This is a genomic window from Streptomyces sp. SS7, from assembly GCF_037993025.1.
In the GTDB taxonomy this organism is placed as follows: domain Bacteria; phylum Actinomycetota; class Actinomycetes; order Streptomycetales; family Streptomycetaceae; genus Streptomyces.
Window position 1 is genome coordinate 2,750,909 of the sequence record NZ_CP141223.1, and the last position, 22,494, is coordinate 2,773,402.

Annotated in this window: 31 protein-coding genes; 10 read left to right on the plus strand and 21 right to left on the minus strand. The window is 66.7% G+C overall.

The window, feature by feature from the left end; genetic code table 11:
• Positions 1 to 103: 103 nt before the first annotated feature.
• Positions 104 to 565 carry a hypothetical protein gene (locus tag U5640_RS12400; RefSeq protein WP_340375873.1) on the plus strand — a complete coding sequence of 154 codons (462 nt, stop codon included), beginning with the start codon at positions 104 to 106 and terminating at the stop codon, positions 563 to 565.
• Between the two features lie 149 nt (positions 566 to 714).
• Positions 715 to 1,122, plus strand: a complete 408-nt coding sequence (locus tag U5640_RS12405; RefSeq protein ID WP_340375874.1) for a hypothetical protein — start codon at positions 715 to 717, stop codon at positions 1,120 to 1,122.
• Between the two features lie 162 nt (positions 1,123 to 1,284).
• Here U5640_RS12405 and U5640_RS12410 read toward each other — a convergent pair whose 3' ends face one another.
• From U5640_RS12410 to U5640_RS12500, 19 genes are all read right to left on the minus strand, one after another.
• Positions 1,285 to 1,476: a hypothetical protein gene (locus tag U5640_RS12410; RefSeq protein ID WP_340375875.1), complete on the minus strand. Its 192-nt coding sequence runs from the start codon at positions 1,474 to 1,476 to the stop codon at positions 1,285 to 1,287.
• Positions 1,473 to 2,033 (minus strand): hypothetical protein, encoded by a 561-nt coding sequence (locus U5640_RS12415; protein ID WP_340375876.1) that lies wholly within the window; start codon positions 2,031 to 2,033, stop codon positions 1,473 to 1,475. Before U5640_RS12415 ends, U5640_RS12410 begins: the two co-directional genes overlap by 4 nt.
• Before the next feature lie 2 nt (positions 2,034 to 2,035).
• Complete coding sequence (locus U5640_RS12420) at positions 2,036 to 2,338, minus strand: hypothetical protein (protein ID WP_340375877.1); 303 nt, start codon at positions 2,336 to 2,338, stop codon at positions 2,036 to 2,038.
• Positions 2,339 to 2,575: 237 nt separating this feature from the next.
• On the minus strand, positions 2,576 to 2,884 hold the full coding sequence (locus U5640_RS12425; RefSeq protein WP_340375878.1) for a hypothetical protein: 309 nt from the start codon (positions 2,882 to 2,884) through the stop codon (positions 2,576 to 2,578).
• A 76-nt stretch (positions 2,885 to 2,960) separates the two neighbouring features.
• Entirely contained in the window at positions 2,961 to 3,269 is a 309-nt protein-coding gene (locus U5640_RS12430) for a hypothetical protein (protein ID WP_340375879.1), read from the minus strand.
• Positions 3,266 to 3,718: a hypothetical protein gene (locus U5640_RS12435; RefSeq protein ID WP_340375880.1), complete on the minus strand. Its 453-nt coding sequence runs from the start codon at positions 3,716 to 3,718 to the stop codon at positions 3,266 to 3,268. The genes U5640_RS12430 and U5640_RS12435 overlap by 4 nt, the downstream gene beginning before the upstream one ends.
• On the minus strand, positions 3,696 to 4,415 hold the full coding sequence (locus U5640_RS12440) for a hypothetical protein (protein WP_340375881.1): 720 nt from the start codon (positions 4,413 to 4,415) through the stop codon (positions 3,696 to 3,698). Before U5640_RS12440 ends, U5640_RS12435 begins: the two co-directional genes overlap by 23 nt.
• A complete protein-coding gene (locus tag U5640_RS12445) occupies positions 4,396 to 5,169 on the minus strand; it encodes a hypothetical protein (protein ID WP_340375882.1) in 774 nt (257 codons plus the stop codon). The genes U5640_RS12440 and U5640_RS12445 overlap by 20 nt, the downstream gene beginning before the upstream one ends.
• A 138-nt stretch (positions 5,170 to 5,307) precedes the next feature.
• Positions 5,308 to 5,565 carry a hypothetical protein gene (locus tag U5640_RS12450; protein WP_340375883.1) on the minus strand — a complete coding sequence of 86 codons (258 nt, stop codon included), beginning with the start codon at positions 5,563 to 5,565 and terminating at the stop codon, positions 5,308 to 5,310.
• 2 nt (positions 5,566 to 5,567) lie between these two features.
• Positions 5,568 to 6,032, minus strand: a complete 465-nt coding sequence (locus U5640_RS12455; protein ID WP_340375884.1) for a hypothetical protein — start codon at positions 6,030 to 6,032, stop codon at positions 5,568 to 5,570.
• A 14-nt stretch (positions 6,033 to 6,046) separates the two neighbouring features.
• Complete coding sequence (locus tag U5640_RS12460; protein ID WP_340375885.1) at positions 6,047 to 6,736, minus strand: hypothetical protein; 690 nt, start codon at positions 6,734 to 6,736, stop codon at positions 6,047 to 6,049.
• 2 nt (positions 6,737 to 6,738) lie between these two features.
• Positions 6,739 to 7,206, minus strand: coding sequence for a hypothetical protein (locus U5640_RS12465; RefSeq protein WP_340375886.1), 468 nt, complete (start codon positions 7,204 to 7,206; stop codon positions 6,739 to 6,741).
• Positions 7,207 to 7,208: 2 nt separating this feature from the next.
• Entirely contained in the window at positions 7,209 to 7,610 is a 402-nt protein-coding gene (locus U5640_RS12470) for a hypothetical protein (RefSeq protein ID WP_340375887.1), read from the minus strand.
• Between the two features lie 81 nt (positions 7,611 to 7,691).
• Positions 7,692 to 8,120: a hypothetical protein gene (locus U5640_RS12475; RefSeq protein WP_340375888.1), complete on the minus strand. Its 429-nt coding sequence runs from the start codon at positions 8,118 to 8,120 to the stop codon at positions 7,692 to 7,694.
• Positions 8,121 to 8,317: 197 nt separating this feature from the next.
• Positions 8,318 to 8,488, minus strand: a complete 171-nt coding sequence (locus U5640_RS12480) for a hypothetical protein (protein WP_340375889.1) — start codon at positions 8,486 to 8,488, stop codon at positions 8,318 to 8,320.
• Positions 8,448 to 8,873 (minus strand): hypothetical protein, encoded by a 426-nt coding sequence (locus tag U5640_RS12485; RefSeq protein ID WP_340375890.1) that lies wholly within the window; start codon positions 8,871 to 8,873, stop codon positions 8,448 to 8,450. Before U5640_RS12485 ends, U5640_RS12480 begins: the two co-directional genes overlap by 41 nt.
• Positions 8,874 to 9,219: 346 nt before the next feature.
• On the minus strand, positions 9,220 to 9,852 hold the full coding sequence (locus U5640_RS12490) for a hypothetical protein (RefSeq protein WP_340375891.1): 633 nt from the start codon (positions 9,850 to 9,852) through the stop codon (positions 9,220 to 9,222).
• A gap of 44 nt (positions 9,853 to 9,896) precedes the next feature.
• Positions 9,897 to 10,313, minus strand: a complete 417-nt coding sequence (locus tag U5640_RS12495) for a hypothetical protein (RefSeq protein ID WP_340375892.1) — start codon at positions 10,311 to 10,313, stop codon at positions 9,897 to 9,899.
• 71 nt (positions 10,314 to 10,384) lie between these two features.
• Positions 10,385 to 10,570 (minus strand): hypothetical protein, encoded by a 186-nt coding sequence (locus U5640_RS12500; RefSeq protein WP_340375893.1) that lies wholly within the window; start codon positions 10,568 to 10,570, stop codon positions 10,385 to 10,387.
• Positions 10,571 to 10,882: 312 nt separating this feature from the next.
• Here U5640_RS12500 and U5640_RS12505 point away from each other — a divergent pair, with 312 nt between their 5' ends.
• The 3 genes from U5640_RS12505 (at position 10,883) to U5640_RS12515 (ending at position 13,590) form a co-directional block, all read left to right on the plus strand.
• Entirely contained in the window at positions 10,883 to 11,716 is an 834-nt protein-coding gene (locus U5640_RS12505) for a hypothetical protein (RefSeq protein ID WP_340375894.1), read from the plus strand.
• A gap of 294 nt (positions 11,717 to 12,010) precedes the next feature.
• On the plus strand, positions 12,011 to 12,421 hold the full coding sequence (locus tag U5640_RS12510) for a hypothetical protein (protein ID WP_340375895.1): 411 nt from the start codon (positions 12,011 to 12,013) through the stop codon (positions 12,419 to 12,421).
• Complete coding sequence (locus U5640_RS12515; RefSeq protein ID WP_340375896.1) at positions 12,418 to 13,590, plus strand: hypothetical protein; 1,173 nt, start codon at positions 12,418 to 12,420, stop codon at positions 13,588 to 13,590. Before U5640_RS12510 ends, U5640_RS12515 begins: the two co-directional genes overlap by 4 nt.
• Before the next feature lie 450 nt (positions 13,591 to 14,040).
• Here U5640_RS12515 and U5640_RS12520 read toward each other — a convergent pair whose 3' ends face one another.
• On the minus strand, positions 14,041 to 14,412 hold the full coding sequence (locus U5640_RS12520) for a nucleic acid-binding protein (RefSeq protein WP_340375897.1): 372 nt from the start codon (positions 14,410 to 14,412) through the stop codon (positions 14,041 to 14,043).
• Positions 14,413 to 14,680: 268 nt separating this feature from the next.
• Between U5640_RS12520 and U5640_RS12525 the strand changes: the two genes are divergently transcribed.
• The 3 genes from U5640_RS12525 (at position 14,681) to U5640_RS12535 (ending at position 18,947) form a co-directional block, all read left to right on the plus strand.
• Positions 14,681 to 14,965: a hypothetical protein gene (locus tag U5640_RS12525; RefSeq protein WP_340375898.1), complete on the plus strand. Its 285-nt coding sequence runs from the start codon at positions 14,681 to 14,683 to the stop codon at positions 14,963 to 14,965.
• Positions 14,966 to 15,546: 581 nt separating this feature from the next.
• Complete coding sequence (locus U5640_RS12530; protein WP_340375899.1) at positions 15,547 to 17,922, plus strand: DNA topoisomerase; 2,376 nt, start codon at positions 15,547 to 15,549, stop codon at positions 17,920 to 17,922.
• A gap of 218 nt (positions 17,923 to 18,140) precedes the next feature.
• A complete protein-coding gene (locus tag U5640_RS12535) occupies positions 18,141 to 18,947 on the plus strand; it encodes a hypothetical protein (RefSeq protein ID WP_340375900.1) in 807 nt (268 codons plus the stop codon).
• Positions 18,948 to 19,001: 54 nt separating this feature from the next.
• On the opposite strand, the gene U5640_RS12540 is transcribed toward U5640_RS12535, so the two are convergent.
• The gene (locus tag U5640_RS12540) at positions 19,002 to 19,442 is read right to left on the minus strand and encodes a GFA family protein (RefSeq protein ID WP_340375901.1); all 441 of its coding nucleotides are present in this window, start codon (positions 19,440 to 19,442) and stop codon (positions 19,002 to 19,004) included.
• A 512-nt stretch (positions 19,443 to 19,954) separates the two neighbouring features.
• On the opposite strand from U5640_RS12540, the gene U5640_RS12545 reads away from it, so the two are divergent.
• Together U5640_RS12545 and U5640_RS12550 are read left to right on the plus strand one after the other, a co-directional pair.
• Positions 19,955 to 21,076, plus strand: a complete 1,122-nt coding sequence (locus U5640_RS12545; protein ID WP_340375902.1) for a helix-turn-helix domain-containing protein — start codon at positions 19,955 to 19,957, stop codon at positions 21,074 to 21,076.
• Between the two features lie 85 nt (positions 21,077 to 21,161).
• Positions 21,162 to 22,403 (plus strand): helix-turn-helix domain-containing protein, encoded by a 1,242-nt coding sequence (locus tag U5640_RS12550; RefSeq protein WP_340375903.1) that lies wholly within the window; start codon positions 21,162 to 21,164, stop codon positions 22,401 to 22,403.
• Positions 22,404 to 22,494 lie beyond the last annotated feature (91 nt).

Sequence of the window (22,494 nt, forward strand, 5' to 3'; positions counted from 1 at the left end):
GGGGCGCGTCGACGACATACGTCACGAACAACCGCGGGTTCCTGGGAGGTTGGAAGTCGCAGAATGGGCGGCACCGTTGACCGTGGAACGCGACAATGCGGTCATGACTGCTTGTCTGCTGTCGATCGACGGGGCATTCACGCGGCACGCGACAATCGAAGAGGCCGGCGAGGCAGCCATCGCGGCGATTGACAGTCGCCTCGATCAGGCGACAAGCACATTCGTGCGTGATGCGAGGTACGTGAAGCGGGCGTTGGCCTCCGGAGACGTCAAGGCCGCTACGCGTGAACACGGAGAGTGGTACGGATCCCTGGGCAGTTCCGGCGATGCCACGATGCATGTCCGAGTGATCGAGGACGTGAACGGGAAGCTCTGGGCGGAAGTAGCAGCAGAGGCAGCCGCGATCGACGACATGGACGCCGAGCCGGACGCGCACCGCGACACACTGCTTGGACAGCACTTCGGCGGGCTCAGTGAGGAGTCGGCCGACGCAGTACGACGTGAGATGCAGCGCCGGGAAGACGCCGGGCTGCCCGCAGTACCTGAGATGCACTGGGAAGACTGACCGGCCGCCCCAGCAGCACCCGCTCGGCACCCCGCCGAGCGGGTCCCGCAGTCCCGCAGGGCGCCACGGCACATCCCGAACAACCGTGGGGTTTCTCGCAGGCTTTCGCTCGCAGAACGGCCCGCGCCGATGAACACCGGAGAGACACCGTGACCGAGCAGACCAGCCACCAGGACGACCCCGAGACGCGCGTACGGCGCCCCTTCGGCTACCGGCCGTACCTCGTGCCCAACGACGCGGGGCGCGTGCTCGGCGAACTGACCGCCATGTATGCCGACGGCGACGTCGGCCTCGAAGCGATCGCGAAGGTTCTCAAAGCGTCTGACGACGCCGGCCGCACCTTGGAAGACAACACCCTCGGCGTGCTCGACGCGCTGCGTGCCGAGGGCACCCTCGACGCCGCGACGTACGAGCGGCTGCGGGGCGCCGTCGAGCGGGCAGGCGATGAACAGGTCGGCGAGGCCGGCGCGTACGTCATGAGCACCCGCGAGCGGGCAGACGAGCCGGCCGGCGAGGGCGGTTTCGTCGACGACTTCACCTCGGCCAAGTGTGACTGACCCGCCGTGGCCCCTCTGAGCCCAGCGGCGTTTGCGGTCCGGTCCGGACGGCCCATGTCCCCAACGGTGACACCGGCGGCAGCCAGCACCCGGGCGAGCCCGGCACCGTAGGCGCCGAAGTCCCCCCTCCACACCGGCCGGGAACGACGCAAGCAGGCGGCGTCAGCGCTCCTCGCTGATCTCGATCAGGTCGGTGCGGATCGCGCCCATCGGGTCCGGCGCCTGCACCCGCAGGCGCACGGGCTCGCCAGGCACCGTCAGGATCGGTTCGACGGTCAGGATGTCTCTGCACTGCGTGCCGGCCTGCGCGTTCAGGTCCTTGTGGATCAGCGCGCGCAGCTCGATCGGGTTCATCGCCGGACCTCCTTGACGCTCGGGGTGCCGTTGAACTTCGCGACCCACGATCCGGGCGGTCCGGTCAGGCGGGCCGTTGCGGTGCCGTCCGGGCTCGGCGCCCAGCCGGCCATCGCCGTCCGGCGCGCGTCCTCCTCGTCCAGCGCACGGACGGTCGTGGTGATCGGAGCCGTGATCGTGACGGTGAACGTCTTGAGCGGCGGCGCCGTCCTGCGCCACTTACGGTGCTGAGCAACGGCGTGCTGGTAGCGCACCAGCTCCCGCACGTACTGCTCGATGCGTACGAACCCGCGGGCCGCGTCGTGGCCGGTGGTGTTGATGTCGCTGAACCGCACCCACTCTCCGGTACCGACCCCGCAGGGACCCGAACGCTCGTACAGGGTGTCCAGCGGGGCGCCTGCGGCCTTCGCCTTCGCGCACCGATCCTTGATGTACTCGGCGTGGGACCCGATCTCTACGGCCCAGGCGACCATGTGCACGTAGCCGTGATGCTCGGCGGGATCGGTGACGTGGCTGATGACGCCACCGTAGGGCGGGTTGAACTTCGGCTCCTGCACGGTCAGCTCTCCTTGATCGCGGTGTCGGAAGTGGTGGTCGGAATGTAGAGACGGCGTCCGTCGACCCGGCACTTCGAGGAGAAGCCGGTCAGGTGCGCGACGCGGTTCGGGTACAGCGGCTCGACGTCTTCGTTTTGGACGCAGGCCCAGTCGTTGATCTCGTTCGCGACGGTGTCGGCCTTCGCATAGTCGTCGAAGATCACGCCCATATGCTGCTTGGCCCTGGCCTCCAGCTTCGGGGTGACCGCGATGGCGACGACGAAGTTGGCCAGGTTCTCGTGCTCGACGAGGGTGTAGCGGGGCATGGTCAGGTCTCCTTGGAGGTTTTCAGGAGGTGGGCCGGCCGAAGAACCCGGCGCTGATGAGGTCCGTGTGTGTTTGACCATCAGGTCGTAGAAGGCGGCCCGGGCTCGGTTCATCACCTCGATCTCGTCGGCCAGTGCGCCGTGGGTGGCCTCGACGGCGACGTTGTCCTCCTTCCGGCATAACAACAGCGGCCCACCGGAATGGTGAGCCGCTGAGTTGTTGTGGCGTCCTTGGGTCTACTGCTCTTCGTGACAGAGCCCGTTGTCGATCAGGTACGTCTTGTCGGCAGCGAGCTGCCGGATCTTCTCGATATAGCTGGATCTGGTCCTGACCCGTGCTGCGGCTGCGTCCGTGATGACCCTCATTGCGGACTGCCACTCTTCTGCGCTGCCTTCTGCCTGGTGCGCCTGCTGTAGTCGTCCGATCAGGCGGTAGGACCGCACGAGATCCTGGGCCAAGTCGCTCGGTGCGGGAAGCGGCATGTGGTGGAGGCTGCTCCACGGCGTGGTGAGCAGCGCGGTCGAGCTGACAACGGCGATCTTCATTGGTCAGGGGTTCCTCTTGAAGATGAAGACGCGCCCGTTCTCCTGGACGAAGGCCTCGTCTTCCCTGAGCACGTACTCAGTTGAAGCGGGTGAGGGACGTGTACGACTTCTCGGCCTCGGCCCGAACGCTGTGGGCGAGCTGCCTGTCGAACTGTACGTCCGTCAGCTTCTTCGTGCCGTCGGCTGCGGCCACGCCGACGTTCTCGCGGACTTCCTCGACCGTTGTGAACCGCTGCTCGTCGGCGTCAGCGTCCCATCGGGAGCACCGGACGGCGTCCTCCCACATCCGGATGCGGACCCACACCTTCTCGATGTTCCGCGCGGTGATCTTCTCGATGCCGACGATCCGCAGCATCTTCGCCAGGTGCTCCTGCACGTTGCTCACCGGTGCCCCTCCTGCTCGATGATCGCGGCCAGCGTCAGCTCGGCCCACTGCTTCTTGACGTTCTCCACTCCGAGCTTGGAGTTCGGGTAGCCCTCGCGCGGGTTCGGCACGTTCTCGCGGATCGTCATGCTGCCGATACGCGAGCCGTCGCTGAGGCTGAACCGGCGGCCGTCGAACTCGGCGTACTCGCACGCCTCGGTCGACTCGCAGTTGCAGACGCTCGTGATGCTGTCGGCGAAGATATTGTTGCCCTTGAGGCTCTCTCCGAAGTACTTCACGGCCAGGGAGCGACGGACCTCGCCGAACACATCCAGTGACATGTTGTGCTCGTCGGCGTACTTCTCCAGCAGGATCACGTCCGTCTTGCGATCCGCGGTCTCGTCCTGCCCCGGGCCGCCGAGCGGGTCCCGGTAGTACCAGACCACTTCAACCGTTCGAGCCAGGCTCACTTCTCCGCTTCCTTCCAGTGGTGACCTCTCTGACCTTCTTCAGTTCCTCGACCCACACCAGGAGACGGACGGCTGTCGTGGTGGTGGGCTGGCAGAGAATGAATCCGGTGTTGGCACCGATGTCGCCGTAGTCCTGGCCGACCTGGTCGTAATTGACCACCAGCAGGTTTTCTCCGCCGAAGGTGACCAAGTCGCCGGGCCCGATACCGAAATACGGGGTCCAGTGATCGGTGGCGCAGTACGCCAGCCACTTCTCTTCGATTTCGGCGGGCCGCTGGTAGACGCCTTCGAGGCCGGGGCCGGCCAGCCGGTTCGGGCACTCCGTGATGACCTCGCCGATGCTGTCGATGATGTCGATGACGTATACCTGGAGCAGACCCGCGCGCATTTCTGCTGCGTCCTTGACGTCCCACCAGTCGCTATCCCGGGGGTACGCGTCGGGCTCGTCGTCGAACTGAATCCGGACCCTGATCCTCGGCGACATGCTCTGCTCTGCGGCACCGTTGCGGGCCAGGTACGGGCGCCAGCGCTTGACCCGGTTGGTGCGCATGTAGTTGTTGCCGCATTCCTCGCACACCTGGTCGTGCACCCGGCGCACGTTGTCCGCGAGCGGGGAGTCGTCGTTGTACTCCAGGAGGTGGGTCGCCCTGCTCTGGCAGCCGCCCGTCGTGCACGTCTTACGCAGCGGTGTGTGCACCCTGCTGCTCCTTCCATGCGGCGTACATCTCGGCAGCCGGGGCCGGGACCAGCCAGGGGAAGGTCTCGGCCCACTCCCGGTACACGTCGGCGTCGGACTTCTCCCACACCTCCCGGTAGTCGGTGACCGGTCCCGTGATCAGCGTCGGGTCCGCACGCAACTCCAAGATCGTCTGCTTGGCGTTGCGCTGGGACATCAGTGCCTCGTCGGCGAGATCGGCCCGCTTCTCCGGGGTGTTGCAGGCGTCGCAGAACCGCTTCTTCCGCCCGGACACCTTGTGGATCACCATCACCGTGGCGGGCGGCGGGTATGGGCCGTGACCGCCGATGCACTGGTAGACCCCGTAGTTGTGCTGCGGCCCACCCTCGTGGACCTGGGACCACTCGGTGACGATCTCGAAGTCCTCGATCTCCGCGACCAGCTCGGACAGCGGCACAACGTGGCTACGGGTGTACTCCGGGTGGAGAAAGGCGGCGTACGGCCTGACCATGTTACGGCGGTAGAAATTCCCGTCGGGCTTGCGGAAGTTCTCGATCGGCCCGTAGTGGTACTCGGTGAAACCGTCCTCGACCTCCACCGTGATGCGCACCCAGTCACCGACCATGAACCGGATGTGGTGCTTTTCGACGGCCGCCTTCCACACCTCGTCCGACCCGTTGCCGTTGACCCAGGCGTCCCGAACGATGCCGTCGATGTTATACCGCTCCGGGTCGCGCCCCTCCCATTCGAGGTATTCACGAGCCGACTCGCGCATTTCGCGCATGCTCGCACCCATGGTTTCCCTTTCTGCTGCTGAGACGAATGTGTGTAAGTGCCCGGTCCGGGAATCGAACCCGCCGAATGCCGCACAGGGGAGGACGGGCTTTCGTTGCTCATCGGCCGGACCCGACATCTAGGCGTCGACCAGAACGCCCCAAACCTTGTCGATGATGTGCGTGCCCTCGTCCTTGACGTACGTCTCGTACGCCTCTTGCAGCGCGCGTTTGTGGTCGTCGACCAGGAAAGAGGCGGCCCACGCCATGCGGTCTTCGTCGTCCTGCTCGTCGACCAGGGCGGTGATGGTTTCTTCCGGCATGTCGTCGGGGAACTCGTCCGACGACTCGACGATGAGATTGCCGCCGTGGTCCCAGCGACCCATCAGAAGAATCACGGTCAGATCTCCCAGCCTTCGAAGACCCCGTCGAGAACGCCGAGGATCTGAAGGTGCTTGGCGACGTTCTCTGCTTCGCCGGCCGCGCGTTCCAGCTCTTCACGTTCGGCGCGCGGGCTGTCGCCCTCCGACTTGAGCTGCTTCCATGCTTCGAGCGCCGACCGCAGCTCCCCGCACTTGACCTTGAGGATGTTGCGGTTCGCCTCGGAGATCACCCGGTCCCCCTCGCAGACGAGCACATTCATGTGCGGGTGGTCGGTCTGCATGCCGGGCTGGGCGTGCCAGGCGTCCGGGAGTCGGCCGCCCTCGCGGGCCGCCTGGTCGATCGCACCGAAGTGCTCCAGGAATCCGCTCTGAACCGGCGTCAGCTTCACGCCTCGTCCTTGAGTGCTGCGGAGCGCTGCCAGCATGCCGGTCAGCACGTTGTGCGATCCGTTGGCGTCGTACGGCTCGGAGACTGCGGGCATGGGTGTTTTCCCCCTCATGTCGTGGGCTTGGCCTCACGGAACTTGATCTGCCCCTTGACCTGGACCTCGTGGCCGTGCGGCGCATCGGCCGGCACGTGGTTGCCGCAGGTGGTGCAGGTGAACGTGTGCTTCTCCCAGGGCTGTTCGCAGTAGAAGCAGGGGTCGTTGTCGTACTGCGGCGTGCGCATCAGCACGATGCGCTGCGGGTTGCCTTCGGCGTGCACGGTGGCGTAGTCATGCGGGAACATCACGGCGGCCTGGCGGACGTTGTCCTCCGTGATGAACTCCGGGTGCGACAGGCCCCACTCGCGCAACTTCCTGGCGATCTCTCGGGCCAGGGCCTGCGGCAGCTCGTAGTCGTCGCGGACCCAGCGGGTCAGACCGGCCTCGGTCGGCGACTTCTCCCCGAGCTTCATCCACTTCCCGCACCGGTCGCACTTCTCGTCCTCGATCTCGCCGCGCTCTCCGTCCGGCAGCTCGGTCAGCTCCGTGCGGGCCTGCTGGCTGGTGATCGACTTCGGGAAGTCGCTGGCGTCGTAGGAATGCTCGTCGCTGTAGTCGACTCCGACCCGCTCGGCGGCCCGTCGGATGGCCTCGTCCTGCTCACTGCTGCGGGCGACCTTGATGCCGTTCGCTCGCATCCGTCCGACCGTGCAGGAGGGGCAGAGGTTGTCGTGTGCATACGTGTAGCCGACGACTGACATGTTCAGCCCTCCTGCTTCTCGGTGCTGAACTTGATCCACGAGCCCTGGAAGGCGCCGAACTCCGCGCGGTCCTTGAGGCGCATCGATCCGCGCGTCCCGGCGACGAGCCAGCCCACGTGCCGGATGCCGTGCTCTTCGGACGCCTCGATCAGGCGGTGGTAGCCGATCAGGTCCCCGAGCTTGATCAGCTCGGCCTCTTTCCTAAGCAGGGCCTCGTCGACCGGCGGGAAGACATCCCGCTCCAGGTGCTCCCAGATGAGCTTGGTCAGCTCGCCTATGTGCTCGTACGAGGGCTCGGGCGTCTCGAACCCGCACGCGCACATCCCCGCATAGCCCTCGTATGAGGGCAGCCGTCGGAAGCTGTGGTAGCCGGGCTCACCGCTCTCGGCGATCATCTGCTTCGCCGTTTCACGGGCCCACTGCGCGCCGGGGAGGTCATCGTCCAGCCCCAACTCAGGGATTTTCGACATGATTACGCTCCTTCGAATTCTTGAATTCCGTTCTTTCCCTTGCACGCGGCACACTCGCAGAAATGCACATTGTGCAGTTCGCTCGGCTTGAACGCGCCCATCATCTGCCACGGTGCGCTTTCGGTTTTCCAGGCGAATTCGACCAGGACCATGCCGTCGCAGATCAGACGCTTTACGTACGCCTCAAAGGAGAACGGCGACCGGACCACCGTGAGGCAACTCTGGCTGGTCGGCACGTTGTAATGCGGCCGGGCCCGCACCAGCGTCCCGTTCTCCGTCAGCATTTCTGCTGAGTCATCGGCATGAGTGATCGGCTCACCGATCGGCCGAACCTCCCTGCTGAACGCCGAATACCTGACATACGTCTCCGGTTCGTTGTCCGTCTCGGTCTCCTTGTTCGCCACGTTCATTCCTCTCCACTGATGGGCGTGCGCGTTCCATCGACGTGCACAACAAATGCCTGACTGAAATTGCGCCCCTCGTACTCACGGACCTTCAATCGGAACTGAGGCTCGCCCTTTTGCTGACGCGCTCGCATCTTCGACCTCGATCACCTCGACGCCCGACACCTGGGCGTAGATGTCCTCGACCGTCCGCAGCAGGGACCGGGCGTCTTGCTCCTTCACATCACCGACGTCCAGGTCGAGGAGCATGTCGTCGATCACGATGCGCGCGTACGTCAGCTGCTCCCGGACCGTCGGCTCACCCTCCGAGCGCTCGGCGGGCCACTCGACCATGCGCGTCGACGACAGCACGGACTTGACGACGTCCCGAGCGCTGCGCCGCTTACGCCGCCTGACCTCCGGCACCACCGGCCGGGATGCCGGCTCGCTCTGCCCGTAGACGTACGGCTTGGTCAGATTCACCGGCGCCAGGTGCGACTCGTGACGGGTCGGCGACTGGCCGCGCGCCATGGCCCCTTGCCGACCCTCGACTGTGGTGATCCGATTCCGTCGGGAATTGGTCATGCGGTGCGGATTCCTTCCTTTTCGATGATGGACGGCAGCACCTTCGTGGCGGTCTCGGCCAAACCGCCACGCCACCAGATCGGGCACAGCAGGTTGGGCAGGCGTGGGAGTTGAGGGCGGTCAGATGATTGGAGTGCTGGTCTTCAGAGACCGTGCTTCTCGTAGTCGTAGGGCTCGTCCGGCCGGTGGACCGCGATGCACACGACGGGTGTGGACCCGTCGGTCGCCGGGCGCGGCGCGGCCGGTGCCGGCGTCCGGGTCTGGGTGCTGATCTCACGGGCGATCCAGAGGATGCAGGCGACGATGGCCGGCACGATGAAGAGGAGCGCCAGGCTCTGTAATGGCGTCAGGGGGTACATGGGGAAGGTCCTTCCGGTGAGTGGAGCGTCGAGCCGCCGAATCGCAGAGCTCGGCGAGTGTGTGGCCACAGGAGAGGTAGGTGACCTCGTACAGCGGACCCTGGCCCCAGCCCGGGTCCCAGTCCTCGGGCGGGAGGGCGGGTTCGACGGTGCGTTTGACGATGTCGCGGGGCAGGCCCGGCTCGCTGGTCTCGTCGTAGGAGCAGAAGGGGCACCACTCCAGCTCGGGCAACTGCGCGGCGACGCCGAGCAGTTCAGGCGCGGTGCCTGTACGGGTCATCTCGGCCGACGCGGCGTCGGTCAGGAGGAGGTCAGTGATCGGTGCGGCGATGACGGTCATGGGGTCCTCGGCTCGGTCGTGGTGGGATTCGCGCAGGGCTGGACAGCGCACAGCGCAAAAAGAGGAGTTTTCAAAGTTGAGTAGTGCGGAGGTGTCCGCGGACTCGGCGGGTGGTGACACAACGTGTCCGTAGTTGTTGGTTCACGGCGTTGCGGAAGCCTTGCATTTTGAGTTCCCGGTCACTCCGGGTGATGCGTACCGCTCGGGGGCGGGACGGACTCCGCAGTTCTTGTGACGCAGGTTCTTCCACCGCCGCCAACGCCAGCCGCATATCGTCCGCGGTTACTTCGGCGGCTCACACGTCCGCTGCACTTTCGAATAGAACCCTTTGATCCAGGCCTGTTGATTAGCGCGGCGCTTCGAACCGCAGTGTCAGTGTGGACGCTCGACCGCCGGTGTATGCATGGTCAGCCTTGTACTTGGTGATTGCGGTACCCTCAATGGTGAAATCGTCACCTTCCAGTGGCCATGTGTACAGGCTCGGCGCTCCCTTGGTCGGATTCATCCTCACTTCGGATACACCGACTTCGGCAATGCTCAGTTGCCCCCGGAACTCGTTGGCCTCGTGACTAGTCCAGTGCACGGTCCAGCCCGATTGGACAAGCGCGATCAGTTCCCGGAGCCTTTCCATGTTTCCGGGGAAGATAACGTTTGCACCAGAGACCCTGGCGGATGTCTCCTTTACTCCCGGCTCAGCAAACAGCGGGCGATAGGCCACACGACGATCCGGAAATTCAACCCCAGGCGGAATCTGATCGGCATTCGGTCCCGGTTCGGCATCCCCGAACGGAACCAGAATCGGGGGAGCCGAGACACGCTCCACCTCGTAGTGGCCAGCATGCTTGTGGTCATTGCTGTAGCGGACCCTGGCAAACCCATACACGGTCTCACCCTTCACATGGACTCGTACGCGGAGACCCGTGAGAGGTCGCTTTTCGGTTGACACAACAGTTCCCCTTTCCAGATCCTTGCGGTTCATCGCCCCATTCGGGGATCGAACGGTGTCGCAGATACCGATGGATTTCAGCCGCAAGCCAGCTCTGTGGCCCGCGACCAACTGCCCATACGGAAGCGGATGGTGGTGGCCGGCGGGACATCACCCTTCAGGTCCGCCGGATCAGTGCGCCAGGCCTCGTAGGCCGCTAGCGTCGTGGATCCCGTCTCCCTCAGGCACTGCCGGATCGCGGCAATGAGCTGCTCCTGGGTCCACTTCGTTGTCGCAGTCCGGAGCTGCTGGGGCTGTTCGGTCACGGCGAGACCCGCGAGCTCCAGCGCACGGTTCCAGCTGCCGAAGCGGCGCTCGTAAAGCGGAGCTGATGGATCGGTGCCCCTGCGGCGCTGCTCGAAGGTGCGACGTCCCAGGGTCTCCTCTCCCTGCGCCAGGTGGATGAGCACGTGCAGGAGCTGCTGGTCGGTGTAGACGACCGGCCCGGCCTTCATGGGCGCAGGGACGTGCACAGCAGACAGAGTGATGGTCGGACCTACCTCTCGTTCTGAAAGCCGGATGCGCGTCAGAGCGTCTGCACTTGCACGAGCTGCCGGTCGCGGGCGATGGACGCGAACACCTCGTTGAAGGTCCTGGGGAACTCGCCGTCGAAGTCGATCGGGTGCCAGGTCTTCTGGTCATCGCTCATGTGCAGCGTGAGCGTCACCGGATCGGCGTCGGTGGTGGCCGGGGCAGGAGCAAGAGCAGTCATGGCGAGCGGTCCTTCACGGGATGAGATGAGAAGCCCACGCACTGCCGCCCGGCAGGGGGCCACCCGTAGCCGGCACGCGCACGACGTGTCGCAGTGCCCTCCGGATCAACTCCGTTGATCCCCAAGCGCCAAACAGCCCCGCAGGCACCCTGCGCGCCCGAGCCCCGCTCGGCGCGCCCTCTGCACCCCCTTACTTCACGGCATTCTGACTCATCACAGACTGCCATTCAATAGGCATTCGCATAAGATACCCTCAGAGACCAGTCGATCCAATCGGACTGGTCGGCAACAGGCGAGGCGAGGCGAGAAGCGATGAAGACCTGGAGGACGAGGAAGGCTGCACCCGCGGCCGCAGCACTCGGTGTGGCCGCGGGCGTTCTGCTCGCCGGATGCTCCAGCGGCGACGGCAGCACAACCCAGGCGCCGTCTGCGCCGAGCCCGACCGTGAGCACCGTCAAGGTCACCGACATGGCCCTCGGCGAGGCGCTGGACAAGCTCGCCTTCCAGGGCACTGGGAGTTTCAGAAAGGATGGCGGGGCCTGCCTAACCAGAGCAGTGCGGAAGGCGGGCATGCCGGAGGAGGCGCTGGCCTACATCGTCAAGGCCGACGGCGACGACATGGGTGCAGTCATCGACGGACTGAACAAGGTGAGCGAGGACGACGCTGCGCTCCTGGCCTCGCGGTCGCTGCGCGAGGACTTCGACGCGTGCATCGACAAGGCTGTACTTCCGAACGGCAGCAGCCCCAAGACTCAGAGCTACGTGCCGCCGAAGGCAGCCGCGAAGCCTGTAGATGGTAAGCCGAACCTGAAGCCGGCTTACCAGGTCCGCGCGGATCAGCCGGTCAACTCGTCCATTGAGCTCACCAAGGGTCTGGTCTCGATGTTCTCCTCCTACGCCCTGGACGAGGGTCAGAGGAAGACCTACGCGACGGCCGGCCAGTGCCTGTCGACCTTGGTGTACAACGCAGGCTTCAGCCAGGAGGCGCTGCACTTCTTCGCCGGCGGCGCGCCCCTCGGCGCCGGGTCGATCGTCGAACACCTGCCGAACGACAAGGACAAGGCGATCTGGCAGTCGCCGAGGTTCACCCAGGGGCTCGTCGACTGCACGACAAATGCGACGCCGACTCCCATGCCCGGCCCCTGAGCGGAAGTCCATCAGGCAGACGAAGGACCCGGTGCGCCATGTGTCGCACCGGGCCTTTTCTCTTCTCGCCTTCACGCGAAGGTGGGTGTGGTCCGCAGCAGGTGACCCCGCCCGAGAGGAAAGGAATCGAACAGGGCCACCCGCTGCGGTGATGCGCCGCCAGGGGGACTGACTGGGCACGGCTGCGACTCTACTGGTATTCGAGTGGAAGCGCAAAGAGTGCAGATAGCTTATCGACTAGCATTGATAAGATGGCCTCATAGATCAGACAAATAAGTCAAGGAGAAACCGCGCATGACCGTCACGAAGGAGTTGGAGAAGGCGACGCAGCCCGTGCGCGGCACGAAGAAGAAGCCGCCGGGCGCGACGCAGAGCAGCAGCAGTAGTGGCCGCCAGGGCATGTTCGTCCGGCTGGATCCGGACGACAAGCAGCGCGCGGAGTACTGGGCTGACAAGCGCGGGTTCTCCTCGGTGAACGAGTACGTGGCCGAGGCGGTGGTCGAGAAGATCCGACGCGAGAACCTCGACTACGACCTGCCGACCCTGGAGATCGCGCGACTCAACGAGCTTGTCGACCAGGTCGCGGCGCTGGCGAAGAACTCGGCGAACCTCGAACGCGTCGTCACCACAGGCTTCGACTCCCTCATCGGGCTCACCCGCGGCGACAACTACCTCCTGGATGACGAGGACGGTGAGCTCGGATGAGCCGGGACTTCGCAGAGATGCTGGAAGCGGCCACACCCACCGCCGAGGTGATGGAGGTGGACACGTCCTTCCTCGACGCCTACCGGCGCGGCGGAAGCGAGGAGCTCAAGCGCGTCCAGGCCCAGGCAGCACCGCCTGAGCCTGAGGTGGCAACGCCCGAGCCGGAGGCGCAGCTTGACGAGGCTGGCGACGTCGACTCTCAACCCGAGGTTGAAAGTCTGCAGACTGATCCCGACGTGGACGCCGAAGAGGATCGCCTGGACCTGGAGCCGGACTACGAGCCCGACGCCGGCGACTCCGACCGGGCCGGCGGATCCAACCAGCGTGGCGGTGGTGACGTCGGTGGACAGGGAGGAACTGCCGGGACGCTCCCGGATGGTGCGCCGGCAGGCCCTATGGCTGATGCTGTTCCGGCTCCCGGGGCACAGCCGGACGTCGAGGACGCTGCCGCGGCGGAAGTCACTTCTCACGACGTCGTCGCCACACCGGATGAACCCGAGCATGTAACGCCCGGCTCGCTCCAGCTCACCGACCATCAGGACGCCGTGCAGAGTGCGGCAATGAAGGGCGGATCGGGCAGCACAGCCGAGACCGCCACGCTCCCCCAGTCGGGCTTCCGGCTCACCGGCGTGCAGAGCCAGCCGCACATCAAGGCGCTGCCCGAGAGCATCATGAACGCGCTGCGGGAGCAGCTGCGAGCAGCCGCGGTCCGTGAGCTGGGCGTGAGCGACAGCGCTGCTCGGGAGTTCAGCCAGCGGCTGAGCCAGGGCACGCTGGTGACGGCGTTCCTGCTGGCGCAGCTCGACCTGCACCTTGATGCCGATCCTGCCACCGAGCGCGCCGTCGAGCTGTTCCGCTCCCGCGACCCGCTGCTGGGCAGCGTGGTGGCACGCCTGGCGAACATCGAGGCCGCTGAACGCAAGCGGGACGGGTTGCTGCGCAAGCTGCGCGACGAGCTGGGCGAGGTGCGCCAGACCAGCGCGGTGATCGAGCAGGCGCTGGCGTACTCCATCGCCGACCGCACGGAGAACTTCCTGCGGGGCTCGCACAACCTCCACGACGCGCCGATCACGCACAAGGAGGCGATCTACTTCCGGGACAAGGCCCGTGAGGCGACCAGGAAGCAGCTGAAGCTTGAACGCGAGCGGGACGGACGGCCGATTCGATGACCACGGCGAGCAAGGAGAAGCTCTTCCCCGCCCGGCACCGCTGCAAGACGTGCGGCAAGGGTCTGGGCCTCCGCGCCCAGGACCCGGTGTACCTCGGCCTGTACTGCAGCCCGCGCACTCAGCCTGACCCCCGTTGTTCGCGGGCGAAAGCCAGTGGACGAAGACCCGCCGGATACCGGAGCCGCACGCGCACGAGGACGACCTGCGCCACCTCGCCTACCAAAGATGATGGACGCCGCCGTCCTCCAGCGCGGCCGCCTGCGGGGCCTCGCCCTCTGAGCCGAGCACCTCATCGACGGCGCCGACGCTGCCGAGCAGATCCTCTTCGACCGGGCCCGTGAACCCCGGCTCGTGGCCGAAGGTGCCGTCGACCGGATCCGCGACAAGTTCGGCGTCGCATCATCGCTCCTGCCGCGGTTCACCGCCGCGTGTCCTGCCCCTCGCTCGCAGCTACGCCTCCTGCTTCCCGCCGTCCGGGCCCGCGGCCGCCGCCAGGGCGGCGTGACTGAGACCGCTGCGTGCGTCCGGGCGTTCCGGTTCGGCGACCGCACTCCAGAAGCCGTGCGTGATGATCGTGGCGGCCAGTTCGCGCTCACGCTCGCGCAGTTCGGCGACTTGCTGCTGCTCCGAGTCCGTCCAGCCGGGAGAGTCCGGGTACGCGCGGGGCGTGGCGAGCCAGTAGCCCTCGCGCTCCCAGGCCTCCATCGGCTCCACGCTGTAGGGCAGCTTCTTGAACAGGGACGCAAGGTCGGCGCGCACCGTGTGGAGGTCGCGCTGCGCGTTGAGGAGATCGTCGGGGTAGTTGCACTTCGCCTTTGCCACGTCGGGATATTAGTTCGACCCTGCGCGGCCGGAAGCTCGGCGTGCCGGTCGCCGGCCCTGCGGCGCGGGCGCCGGGCAATCACGTTCGATCTGTCGCTCATCAGGGTGGCGAGAGCCCCCGAAGTGCTGTCACAGAGCCCCTATAGGTACGCACGCCGCGGCCGCGCATCGGTCGGCGGCGCACCTGCCCACCATCCCGAGCTGCTCCCCGTACGCCCCGTGTACGGGGAGCAGCTCTGTTCACCATCGCCAGCGCAGAGGAGACCACATGATCACCATCCACAGGGTGGCGCTCGCCACCCCCGCCACCATGGACGCTGACGCCTACCGGGAGTTCTGCTGGGGCGCTGGCCTGGAGCGCACAGACACCGGCTACGGGCTGCTCCTGGTCTTCGACGACATCGGTGACGAGTTCACCGCGGTCGTCAACGACGTGGAGTACGTGCGGCTCCTGACCCAGATCTCCGGGATCGCCGTACCCGCCGACAAGGTCACCCACATCCTGCGCAAGTGGCCGGACCTGCGGCCCGAAGCCGCCACCGTCTGGCCCTGACACGAGGTCGCGCCCGGTCAGGAGGCCGGTCCGGCCGGGGCGTCGCGCAGCAGGTCGGGGCCGGCGCCGTCCGGGCCGACCCGCCCCTGCACCGCCTTGACACTGGTCAGGCTCCCGCCGATCCGCGAGATGGGGATCGGATGCGTCGGGTGGTGGGCGAAGTGCTGCTGGACGTCGTCGTGAAGACGCGTCGACGAGCTGGTACTGGTGCGAAGAGAGTTGTGGCGCGATTCGCGTCGGCCACACGCGCATGAGCGAGCGTGAGAAGTTCCGGATGCTCTAGGACCTGACCGCGGACCTGCCGGATCTGCTGATCAAGCTCAGGGGTCAGGCCACACGCAAGCAGGTCGCCGAGGTGGCCGGTGTGCGGCCCGTCCGCCTGAAGGAGCTTGAGGAAGGCCTGAAGCACCCGGAGGGACTCGAGACGCTCGGCAAGGTGCTGTCGGCGTGCCGGCGCCGGCCTTCTTCACATGACCCTCGCGCCATTCAAAGCCCTTTCATGCCCCTTTCGACTCTCATTCAGCCGCCCTTTTCGAGTAGGCTCGCACTCGCTTCCAAGTCAACGAAGAGAAGGAGTCGACATGGTCGCGATCGTGGTCGCAGAGAAGCCGAGCGCAGCGAGGAACATGGCCAGCGCCCTCGGCGGGACGAAGGGCAGCTACAAGGGCACGGCCTACGAAGTGGCGAGCCTGCGGGGTCATCTCTACGAGTTCGCCCAGCCACACGCGATGGTGGACTCCTCGCTCGCGGACGCCTACCAGACGTGGGACCTGGGCAATCTGCCGTGGAACCCGCAGGATCTTTCGTGGAAGCGCGAGCCACAGAAGAACGTCGCAGACGTCATCAAGGCTCTGCGTTCCGCGCTCAGCCGCGGTGCCGAGATCGTCATCGCCACGGACCTGGATCCGTCCGGCGAGGGCGATCTGCTTTTCTGGGAGGCGATCGACGAACTCGGCTTCCATGGCAAGCGGTTCAGCCGCATGGAGTTCACCGACGAGTCGAAGGCCTCGATCCAGAAGGCCTTCGAGCAGCGCCGGCCGGTGAAGTCCATGCAGGACGAGGGCGACTACCGCAAGGCGATGTACCGCTCGCAGTGGGACTTCCTCTCGATGCAGTTCACCCGTATCGCCACGGCGATGGGCCGCCAGTCCGGTCAGGACCTCGTGCTGCGCCAGGGCCGGCTGAAGTCGGCGATGGTCTCTCTCGTCGGCGACCAGCAGAAGGCTTATGACGCGTACGTCAAGAAGCCGTTCTTCCAGAACCGCTTCCGCGACGAGAACGACGTCATGTACACGAACCCTGATGAGCCGCGGTTCGACGAGAAGGGCCAGGTGCCGCAGCAGTACGGCCCCTCCCCTGTCGTCCTGGACAGCAAGGCGGGCAAGAAGACCGGGCCGCCGAAGCTGCTCGACCTGGCGTCGCTGTCCTCGATGCTCGTCGGCAAGGGTGTGAAGGCGAACCTGACGCTCTCGACGTACCAGAAGATGTACGAGGACCAGGTCGTCTCGTACCCGCGCACGGAGGACAAGACGATCGCGCCCGAGCAGTTCAAGGACCTCGCCCCGCTGGTCGACAAGATCGCCGCCGTGGTCGGCGTCGACGCTGGGCTTCTGACGCACCGCCAGCCCCGGTCCACACACGTGAAGCCCCAGGGCGCGCACGGCGCGAATCGTCCGGGACCGAAGGTGCCCTCCTCGCTGGACCAGGTCGAGCACAAGTACGGCAAGGCCGGACGGCTCATCTACGAGATGCTCGCGAAGAACTACCTGGCCATGCTCGCCGAGGACTATCTCTACGAGCAGCAGAAGGGCCACGTGGAGAAGTACCCGGACTTCGTGGGCATCGCCAATGTGCCCAAGAGCCCCGGCTGGCGGGCCGTGTTCGATCCGGACGCCGGCGACGACACGGCCGAAGGCGACGAGAACGAGTCCGGCAAGGGCCTGGGCCAGACCGCGGAGCCGTTCATCTTCGAGGGCGCGAACAAGCGCCCCGAGCATCCGACGATGAAGTGGCTGATGAAGCAGCTGGAGAAGCGCGACGTGGGCACGGGCGCGACCCGCACCTCGACGTATTCCGAGGTCACCAATGGCAAGGCGAAGTACCCGCTGCTGACGGAGAAGGGCCGGAAGCTCAGGCTGGCGCAGGCCGGCGAGATGAGCTGGCGGCTCCTGCCGGGCACGCGCATCGGCGACCTCGGGCTCACCGAGAAGGTCTACGCCGACATGCGCGACATCGCTGCCGGGACGGCGACCGCTGAGGAACGCCTGGCCGTCATCGCCGACTGGGTGCGCGAGGACATCGACACGATGACGAAGAACGCCGCGTCCATGCGCGCCGAGCTGGGCCTGAAGAAGCAGGCCGTCGCCGCCCGCGCCGAGGGCGTGTGGCAGGCCGCTCCGGGCGGCCCGAAGAAGATCGCCTTCAAGAAGATCTGGTCGGGCCACGAGTTCAGTGACGACGAGGTGGCGAAGCTGCTGGCTGGCGAGACGATCTCGTTCGAGACCACGAACAAGGCGGGCAAGCCCTACACGGCCACCGGAGCGCTCGGCGTCGGCGACTACAAGGGCCGCAAGTTCGTCGGGTTCCGGCTGGAGGTGCCGGACAAGCCGACGAAGTGGTCCGGCCGGACGTTCACGCCGACGGAGGTCACGGCGCTCTTGGCGGGCCAGTCGCTGGAGATCGACGACTTCGTCAGCGCGAGGACCGGAAAGACCTTCGGCTGCAAGGTCAGCTGGGACGCGAAGGCCAAGAAGATCGTCCCCGACTTCGGCTCCGGCGACGAGCCGCCGCGGTCCTGGTGCCAGCACGTGTTCACGGACGCGGAGCGCAAGGATCTGGCGGCTGGCAAGACCATCCAGGGTAAGGGTTTTGTTTCCGCCAAGGGCAAGACGTTCGATGCCGCCGTGTCCTGGAAGGAAGAGGGCGGCAAGAAGAAGATCGTGCCGTCATTCGGCTGATGCCCAGGCCGTTGACGACTGAGGAGTGGGTGGACCGTGCACGGTCCACCCACGGGGACAAGTACGACTACTCACGGGTCGAGTACGTCAACAAAACCACCAAGGTAGTGATCGTCTGTCCGACCCATGGTGAGTTCGAGCAGTCCCCTGTGAACCACGCTTTTCACGGTCACGGATGCTTGCCATGCGCGTCAACTCGCACGGGTCGGGCGAGGCGTATGTCGACGGACACATGGATCGAGCAGGCGCGGGCTGTGCATGGGCATCGCTATGACTACACAAAGGTCCAGTACGTGACGGCATTCGACAAGGTCACGATCGTGTGCCCAGAACATGGTGAGTTTCTGCAGACTCCAGCGAGTCATGTTCGGGGTGGTCGGCGCTGTCCGGCATGCGCTGACCGCTCGCTGACCACTGAGGAGTGGATCGAGCGAGCCTATGAGATTCATGGTGATCGATACGACTACGGGCAGGTCGTATACGTCCGAGGTCGGGACAAGGTGCAGATCACATGTCGAGAGCATGGTGACTTTGAGCAGCAAGCCGCATCGCATCTGTTTGGTTGCGGGTGTCCGGCCTGCCTTCTCCCAAAAGGTGAGCAGGCGATTGCTCGAGTTCTTGATGAGCTCGGAGTGCTGTCCGATCAGGAATGGGGTCATCCCACGTGCCGGCATAAGAAGCCGCTTCGCTTCGACTTCCATCTGCCCCGCCATCGGGCGCTGATTGAGTTCGATGGTCTGCAGCACTTCCAACCCGTGAGACGACCTGGCATGGCGGAGGGAGACGCGGAGCGGGAGTTAGTCGGCGTTCAACACCGTGACCGGATCAAGACGGCCTGGGCAAAGGCGAACGACTATCAACTGCTGCGTGTGACTGACCTTGATGCGATCGAGGTCGAGGTGCCTCGGTTCATCGCTGTGCTCAAGGAAGACGAGCACCGACGAGCAGCAGCGGGTCCCGGATCTTGGGGCCCGCTGTCGGCATTTCACGACAGAGACAGCACGAGGGAGCGATGGAGACGATGAACGAAGCAGTGCGGCTGGGAAAGATCGGGTGGGCTTGATCGGCGGTGTCCATGGTCAGCTGGCCGTGGTGGGCTCTGCCGTCGCTACCGAGGGCAGCCAGCGAACAGCGTTGTCGTGGAAGGAGGCGTGGATCGGCACGAGGTCCTCGCCGCTGGCGTCGTCGAGGGCCGTGACGTTGATGCCGAACTCCGGGATGTCGCTGTCGATCGCCGCGACGCGGCTGCCGCAGGTCGGACAGAAGCCGCGCTTCGCCTCACCGGGGAAGGTCTCGTACCAGGTCGGCTCGCCACCCTCGCCGATCCAGGTGATCGTCTTGAAGCCCACCCACCACATCACGGGGGTGCCGCCGAGTTTCTGGCAGTGTTCACACTCACAGGTGTGAGGGAAGACTGCGGGGCCCTGGGCGGTGAAGCGGAGGCGACCGCAGAGGCAGCCGCCGGTGCGATCCTCGGCCTGCTCGGTTCGCTGGGTGTCGGCGGTGGGGGTGGCGTTCATCAGGTGATCTCCCAGGTGTGATGGGCAAGTTGGGCAGATCAGTGTGCCATCGGTTCCATGATCGTCAGGACGCTGTTGGCGGCTCTGGTCCGGCCGCGTGCGCCGATTGCGGAGGCGTCACGGGGCCGGGTGACGAAACCGCGGCTCAGGGGCTGCCGAGGGCGCGGACGGTCCATCCGGCGTCGCGCCAGGTGTCAGCGTTCAGGGTGCCGCGGTCGTCGTGACGCGCGGGGTGGCGGTTCGGGCGGCGGCGCGGGGCGGGTCGATGCGGGAGGACGAACGGCTGCGACAGTCAGGGACCAACGTCGCGCTCCTGCCCGCCCTGAGCCCACCTCCACTCTGCTCGGGCGCGTCACCTGCCAGTTCGCGCGGCCTTCAGCGGTGTGACTAATGTGTCGCGCGCCAGGCATATGCGTCCTGCCACGGGGGACCCGCCCTTCCCCTGAACGGGGCATAGACCTTTGTCCTGGCGGAGCACGGACCGGGCGAGTAGGTATGCGAGCAATCTGGTGATGCGCGAGCTGGACGAGGAGGCCGCCGGCGGCCCGATTGGGGCCCGCCTGGCCGCCTGGCGCCGCCGCCGGGAACTGACCCGGGATGACCTTGCCTCCCGCACCGGCCTGGAGCTCGATTACCTCGTCGGACTGGAGACGGGCCGGGAGTGGGTAGACCGCCGTGGCCGACTGGCGGCGCTGGCCACCGCCTTGCGGCTGGATGTCGCGGACCTGACCGGGCAGCCCTACCCGCCACGTGGGGAGGAGCACGCGGCGGTGCGGGCGGTCGCCTTCCACGTGCGGCGCAGCTTGGTCCGTCGACAAGCGGATGCAGCCCCCGGCGTGCTGCTGGAGGAGCTGGTGGAACGGACCCGGGCCGCCGCACGGGCCGATGCCGCGGGCGATGAGCACCATCTCGCGCTCGAGCTACCGGACTTGATCGAGACGGCCGACCGCGCAATGGCCGCCGCTGCGGGGCCCGGGTGGGAAGAGGCGGTGCGGCTGCGCGTGGACGCGCATGTGCTGGCCGCCGGGCTGCTCAGGCGCCTGGGTTACAAGGACCTGGCGTGGATGCTGCTGCACCGGGCTCGTCCCGGCACGCGCGAACCGCTGCCGGTGCTGGTCGAGGAGGTGCGGCTGCTGATCGACCTCGGCCTGCCGGAGTATGCGCTGGCCCGCGCCGACCGCGCTGAGGATGCCGGAGCGGACTGGGAGCTGCCGGCGCTGGCCGCCGTCGCCCAGGCGATGGCCGGACGCCGCCTGGCGGCCGAGCAACTTCTTGCCACGGCCGCCGAACGAGCCGACGGCGTACGGGAGGCGGCCCTGGTGATCGCGGCCCGGGCTGCCGTCGCGGCCGAGGCGGGGGACGCGGCGGAGGCCGCCGACTATGCCCGCGCGGCGGATCATGCCGCACTCGACGGCGCTCACCGCTCCAGTCTGCTGGTGGTCGCCGCGGCGGCCGAGGCCCGCCAGAACCGTGCCGATGAGGCTGCCGCCCGGCTCATCGAGGCCGATGCGGCGGCACCGCTGCGGCTGCGGCTGGACCCCTTCGCCCGGGACCTGGTCGCCGCGCTCACCGACCGCACCACCGTTCAGGCCGCGGCATTGCGGGATCTGGCCGAGCGGGCCGGGCTGCGGTGATGTCGCCCGCCTGGCGGGAAAGACCCCTGAGGGCGGCAGGCTCGCCCTACGCTACGGCTGAGGCACGGGAGTTGAGGCGGGGGCAATGAACGAAGAGCAGGCTCGGAGGATCGGCGAGCGTCTGCGCTCGGCCCGCCGGCAGCGCGGGATGAGCCTGCGCAATCTCGCGGGCCTGGCCGGGGTGTCGGTCGGCTACCTGTCGATGGTCGAGAACGGCCAGCGGCTGCTGGACCGCTCCAGTCTCATCACCTCCTTCGCCGAGGCGTTGCAGATCGCCCCGTCCGAACTGACGGGGCAGCCCTTCGCCCCCGTGGACCCGCACACCAGCGCAGCTCACGAGGCGATCCCCGCCCTGCGGCTGACGCTGATGGGCCTGACCATGGCCACCCCACCGGACCGCCGCCCACCGGAGGTTCCGGCAGCAGTGCTGACTGAACGGGTGGCGAAGGCCAACCGGCTGTACCACGGGGCCGAATACGGCACCCTGGCCGCCGGGCTGCCGACGCTACTGGCCGACCTGCACGCAGCCGCCGAGGCCGCCGACGGCGCCGCTCGCCGCGACCTGCTGAAGCTACTGGCGGACGCCTACCATCCGGCCTGCACCCTGCTGCTGAAGAATCTCGGCTACACCGACTTGGCGTTCATCGCGGTGACCCGTGCCGCCGAGGCGATTGCGGAGTTGGACGACCCGGTCTACTCCGCCCTGTCCGGCTTCTTCCACACCCACGTGCTGATGTCGGCCGGCAGTCCCACTCAGGCCCTGGCTCAGGCTACCGCCGCCGCCAACACGCTCGAAGCGCACCTGACGAGCCCTGATGCTCATGCGCTGCTCGGTGAACTCCACCTGATCTCTGCCACCTCGCTGACCCAGGACCGGCAGCGGCCCGGGGACACCCGCGCTGAGGATGTCCGCGGCCATCTGGCGGAGGCCGCCAAGCTGGCTGGCCGCACTGGCGAGACGCGGGCCTGGCACCTGAACTTCGGCCCCACCAACGTCGGCATCCACAAGGTGAGCCTGAACACCGACCTCGGTCTGCACGGAGTGGCCGTCACCGCCGGGGGCGGGGTCCATCCCGAGACGCTGGCGGAGGCTCCGGGACGGCAGGCCGCCTTCCACGCTGACCTGGGCCGGTCGCTGGCTCATCTGCGAGGCCGGGAGGCTCAGGCGGTTGCGGCCCTGCTGACCGCCGAGGAGATCGCACCGCAGCGCATCCGCGCCAACGCACCGGTGAGGAACACCGTCGAATTCCTGACCGACCGGCAGCTGTCCGCCCACGCCGCGCGGGACCTGCGGGGCCTGGCCCACCGTATCGGTCTGCCTCTCTGACCAGCGGCGTCTACCTGATCCGGCTGAGCGCATAAGTCCGTAGGCGGCTGGCGACGGTCGGCACGTGACTTCTGTACGGGCGCCGTACCCG

Excerpts from the sequence above, each read along its gene's own strand:
- U5640_RS12400 (WP_340375873.1), top strand. The coding sequence starts at position 104 with ATGACTGCTTGTCTGCTGTCGATCGACGGGGCATTCACGCGGCACGCG.
- U5640_RS12410 (WP_340375875.1), bottom strand. The coding sequence starts at position 1,476 with ATGAACCCGATCGAGCTGCGCGCGCTGATCCACAAGGACCTGAACGCG.
- U5640_RS12420 (WP_340375877.1), bottom strand. The coding sequence starts at position 2,338 with ATGCCCCGCTACACCCTCGTCGAGCACGAGAACCTGGCCAACTTCGTC.
- U5640_RS12425 (WP_340375878.1), bottom strand. The coding sequence starts at position 2,884 with ATGAAGATCGCCGTTGTCAGCTCGACCGCGCTGCTCACCACGCCGTGG.
- U5640_RS12445 (WP_340375882.1), bottom strand. The coding sequence starts at position 5,169 with ATGCGCGAGTCGGCTCGTGAATACCTCGAATGGGAGGGGCGCGACCCG.
- U5640_RS12455 (WP_340375884.1), bottom strand. The coding sequence starts at position 6,032 with ATGCCCGCAGTCTCCGAGCCGTACGACGCCAACGGATCGCACAACGTG.
- U5640_RS12460 (WP_340375885.1), bottom strand. The coding sequence starts at position 6,736 with ATGTCAGTCGTCGGCTACACGTATGCACACGACAACCTCTGCCCCTCC.
- U5640_RS12465 (WP_340375886.1), bottom strand. The coding sequence starts at position 7,206 with ATGTCGAAAATCCCTGAGTTGGGGCTGGACGATGACCTCCCCGGCGCG.
- U5640_RS12475 (WP_340375888.1), bottom strand. The coding sequence starts at position 8,120 with ATGGCGCGCGGCCAGTCGCCGACCCGTCACGAGTCGCACCTGGCGCCG.
- U5640_RS12485 (WP_340375890.1), bottom strand. The coding sequence starts at position 8,873 with ATGACCGTCATCGCCGCACCGATCACTGACCTCCTCCTGACCGACGCC.
- U5640_RS12490 (WP_340375891.1), bottom strand. The coding sequence starts at position 9,852 with ATGAACCGCAAGGATCTGGAAAGGGGAACTGTTGTGTCAACCGAAAAG.
- U5640_RS12495 (WP_340375892.1), bottom strand. The coding sequence starts at position 10,313 with ATGAAGGCCGGGCCGGTCGTCTACACCGACCAGCAGCTCCTGCACGTG.
- U5640_RS12500 (WP_340375893.1), bottom strand. The coding sequence starts at position 10,570 with ATGACTGCTCTTGCTCCTGCCCCGGCCACCACCGACGCCGATCCGGTG.
- U5640_RS12505 (WP_340375894.1), top strand. The coding sequence starts at position 10,883 with ATGAAGACCTGGAGGACGAGGAAGGCTGCACCCGCGGCCGCAGCACTC.
- U5640_RS12510 (WP_340375895.1), top strand. The coding sequence starts at position 12,011 with ATGACCGTCACGAAGGAGTTGGAGAAGGCGACGCAGCCCGTGCGCGGC.
- U5640_RS12515 (WP_340375896.1), top strand. The coding sequence starts at position 12,418 with ATGAGCCGGGACTTCGCAGAGATGCTGGAAGCGGCCACACCCACCGCC.
- U5640_RS12525 (WP_340375898.1), top strand. The coding sequence starts at position 14,681 with ATGATCACCATCCACAGGGTGGCGCTCGCCACCCCCGCCACCATGGAC.
- U5640_RS12530 (WP_340375899.1), top strand. The coding sequence starts at position 15,547 with ATGGTCGCGATCGTGGTCGCAGAGAAGCCGAGCGCAGCGAGGAACATG.
- U5640_RS12535 (WP_340375900.1), top strand. The coding sequence starts at position 18,141 with ATGTCGACGGACACATGGATCGAGCAGGCGCGGGCTGTGCATGGGCAT.
- U5640_RS12540 (WP_340375901.1), bottom strand. The coding sequence starts at position 19,442 with ATGAACGCCACCCCCACCGCCGACACCCAGCGAACCGAGCAGGCCGAG.
- U5640_RS12545 (WP_340375902.1), top strand. The coding sequence starts at position 19,955 with ATGCGCGAGCTGGACGAGGAGGCCGCCGGCGGCCCGATTGGGGCCCGC.
- U5640_RS12550 (WP_340375903.1), top strand. The coding sequence starts at position 21,162 with ATGAACGAAGAGCAGGCTCGGAGGATCGGCGAGCGTCTGCGCTCGGCC.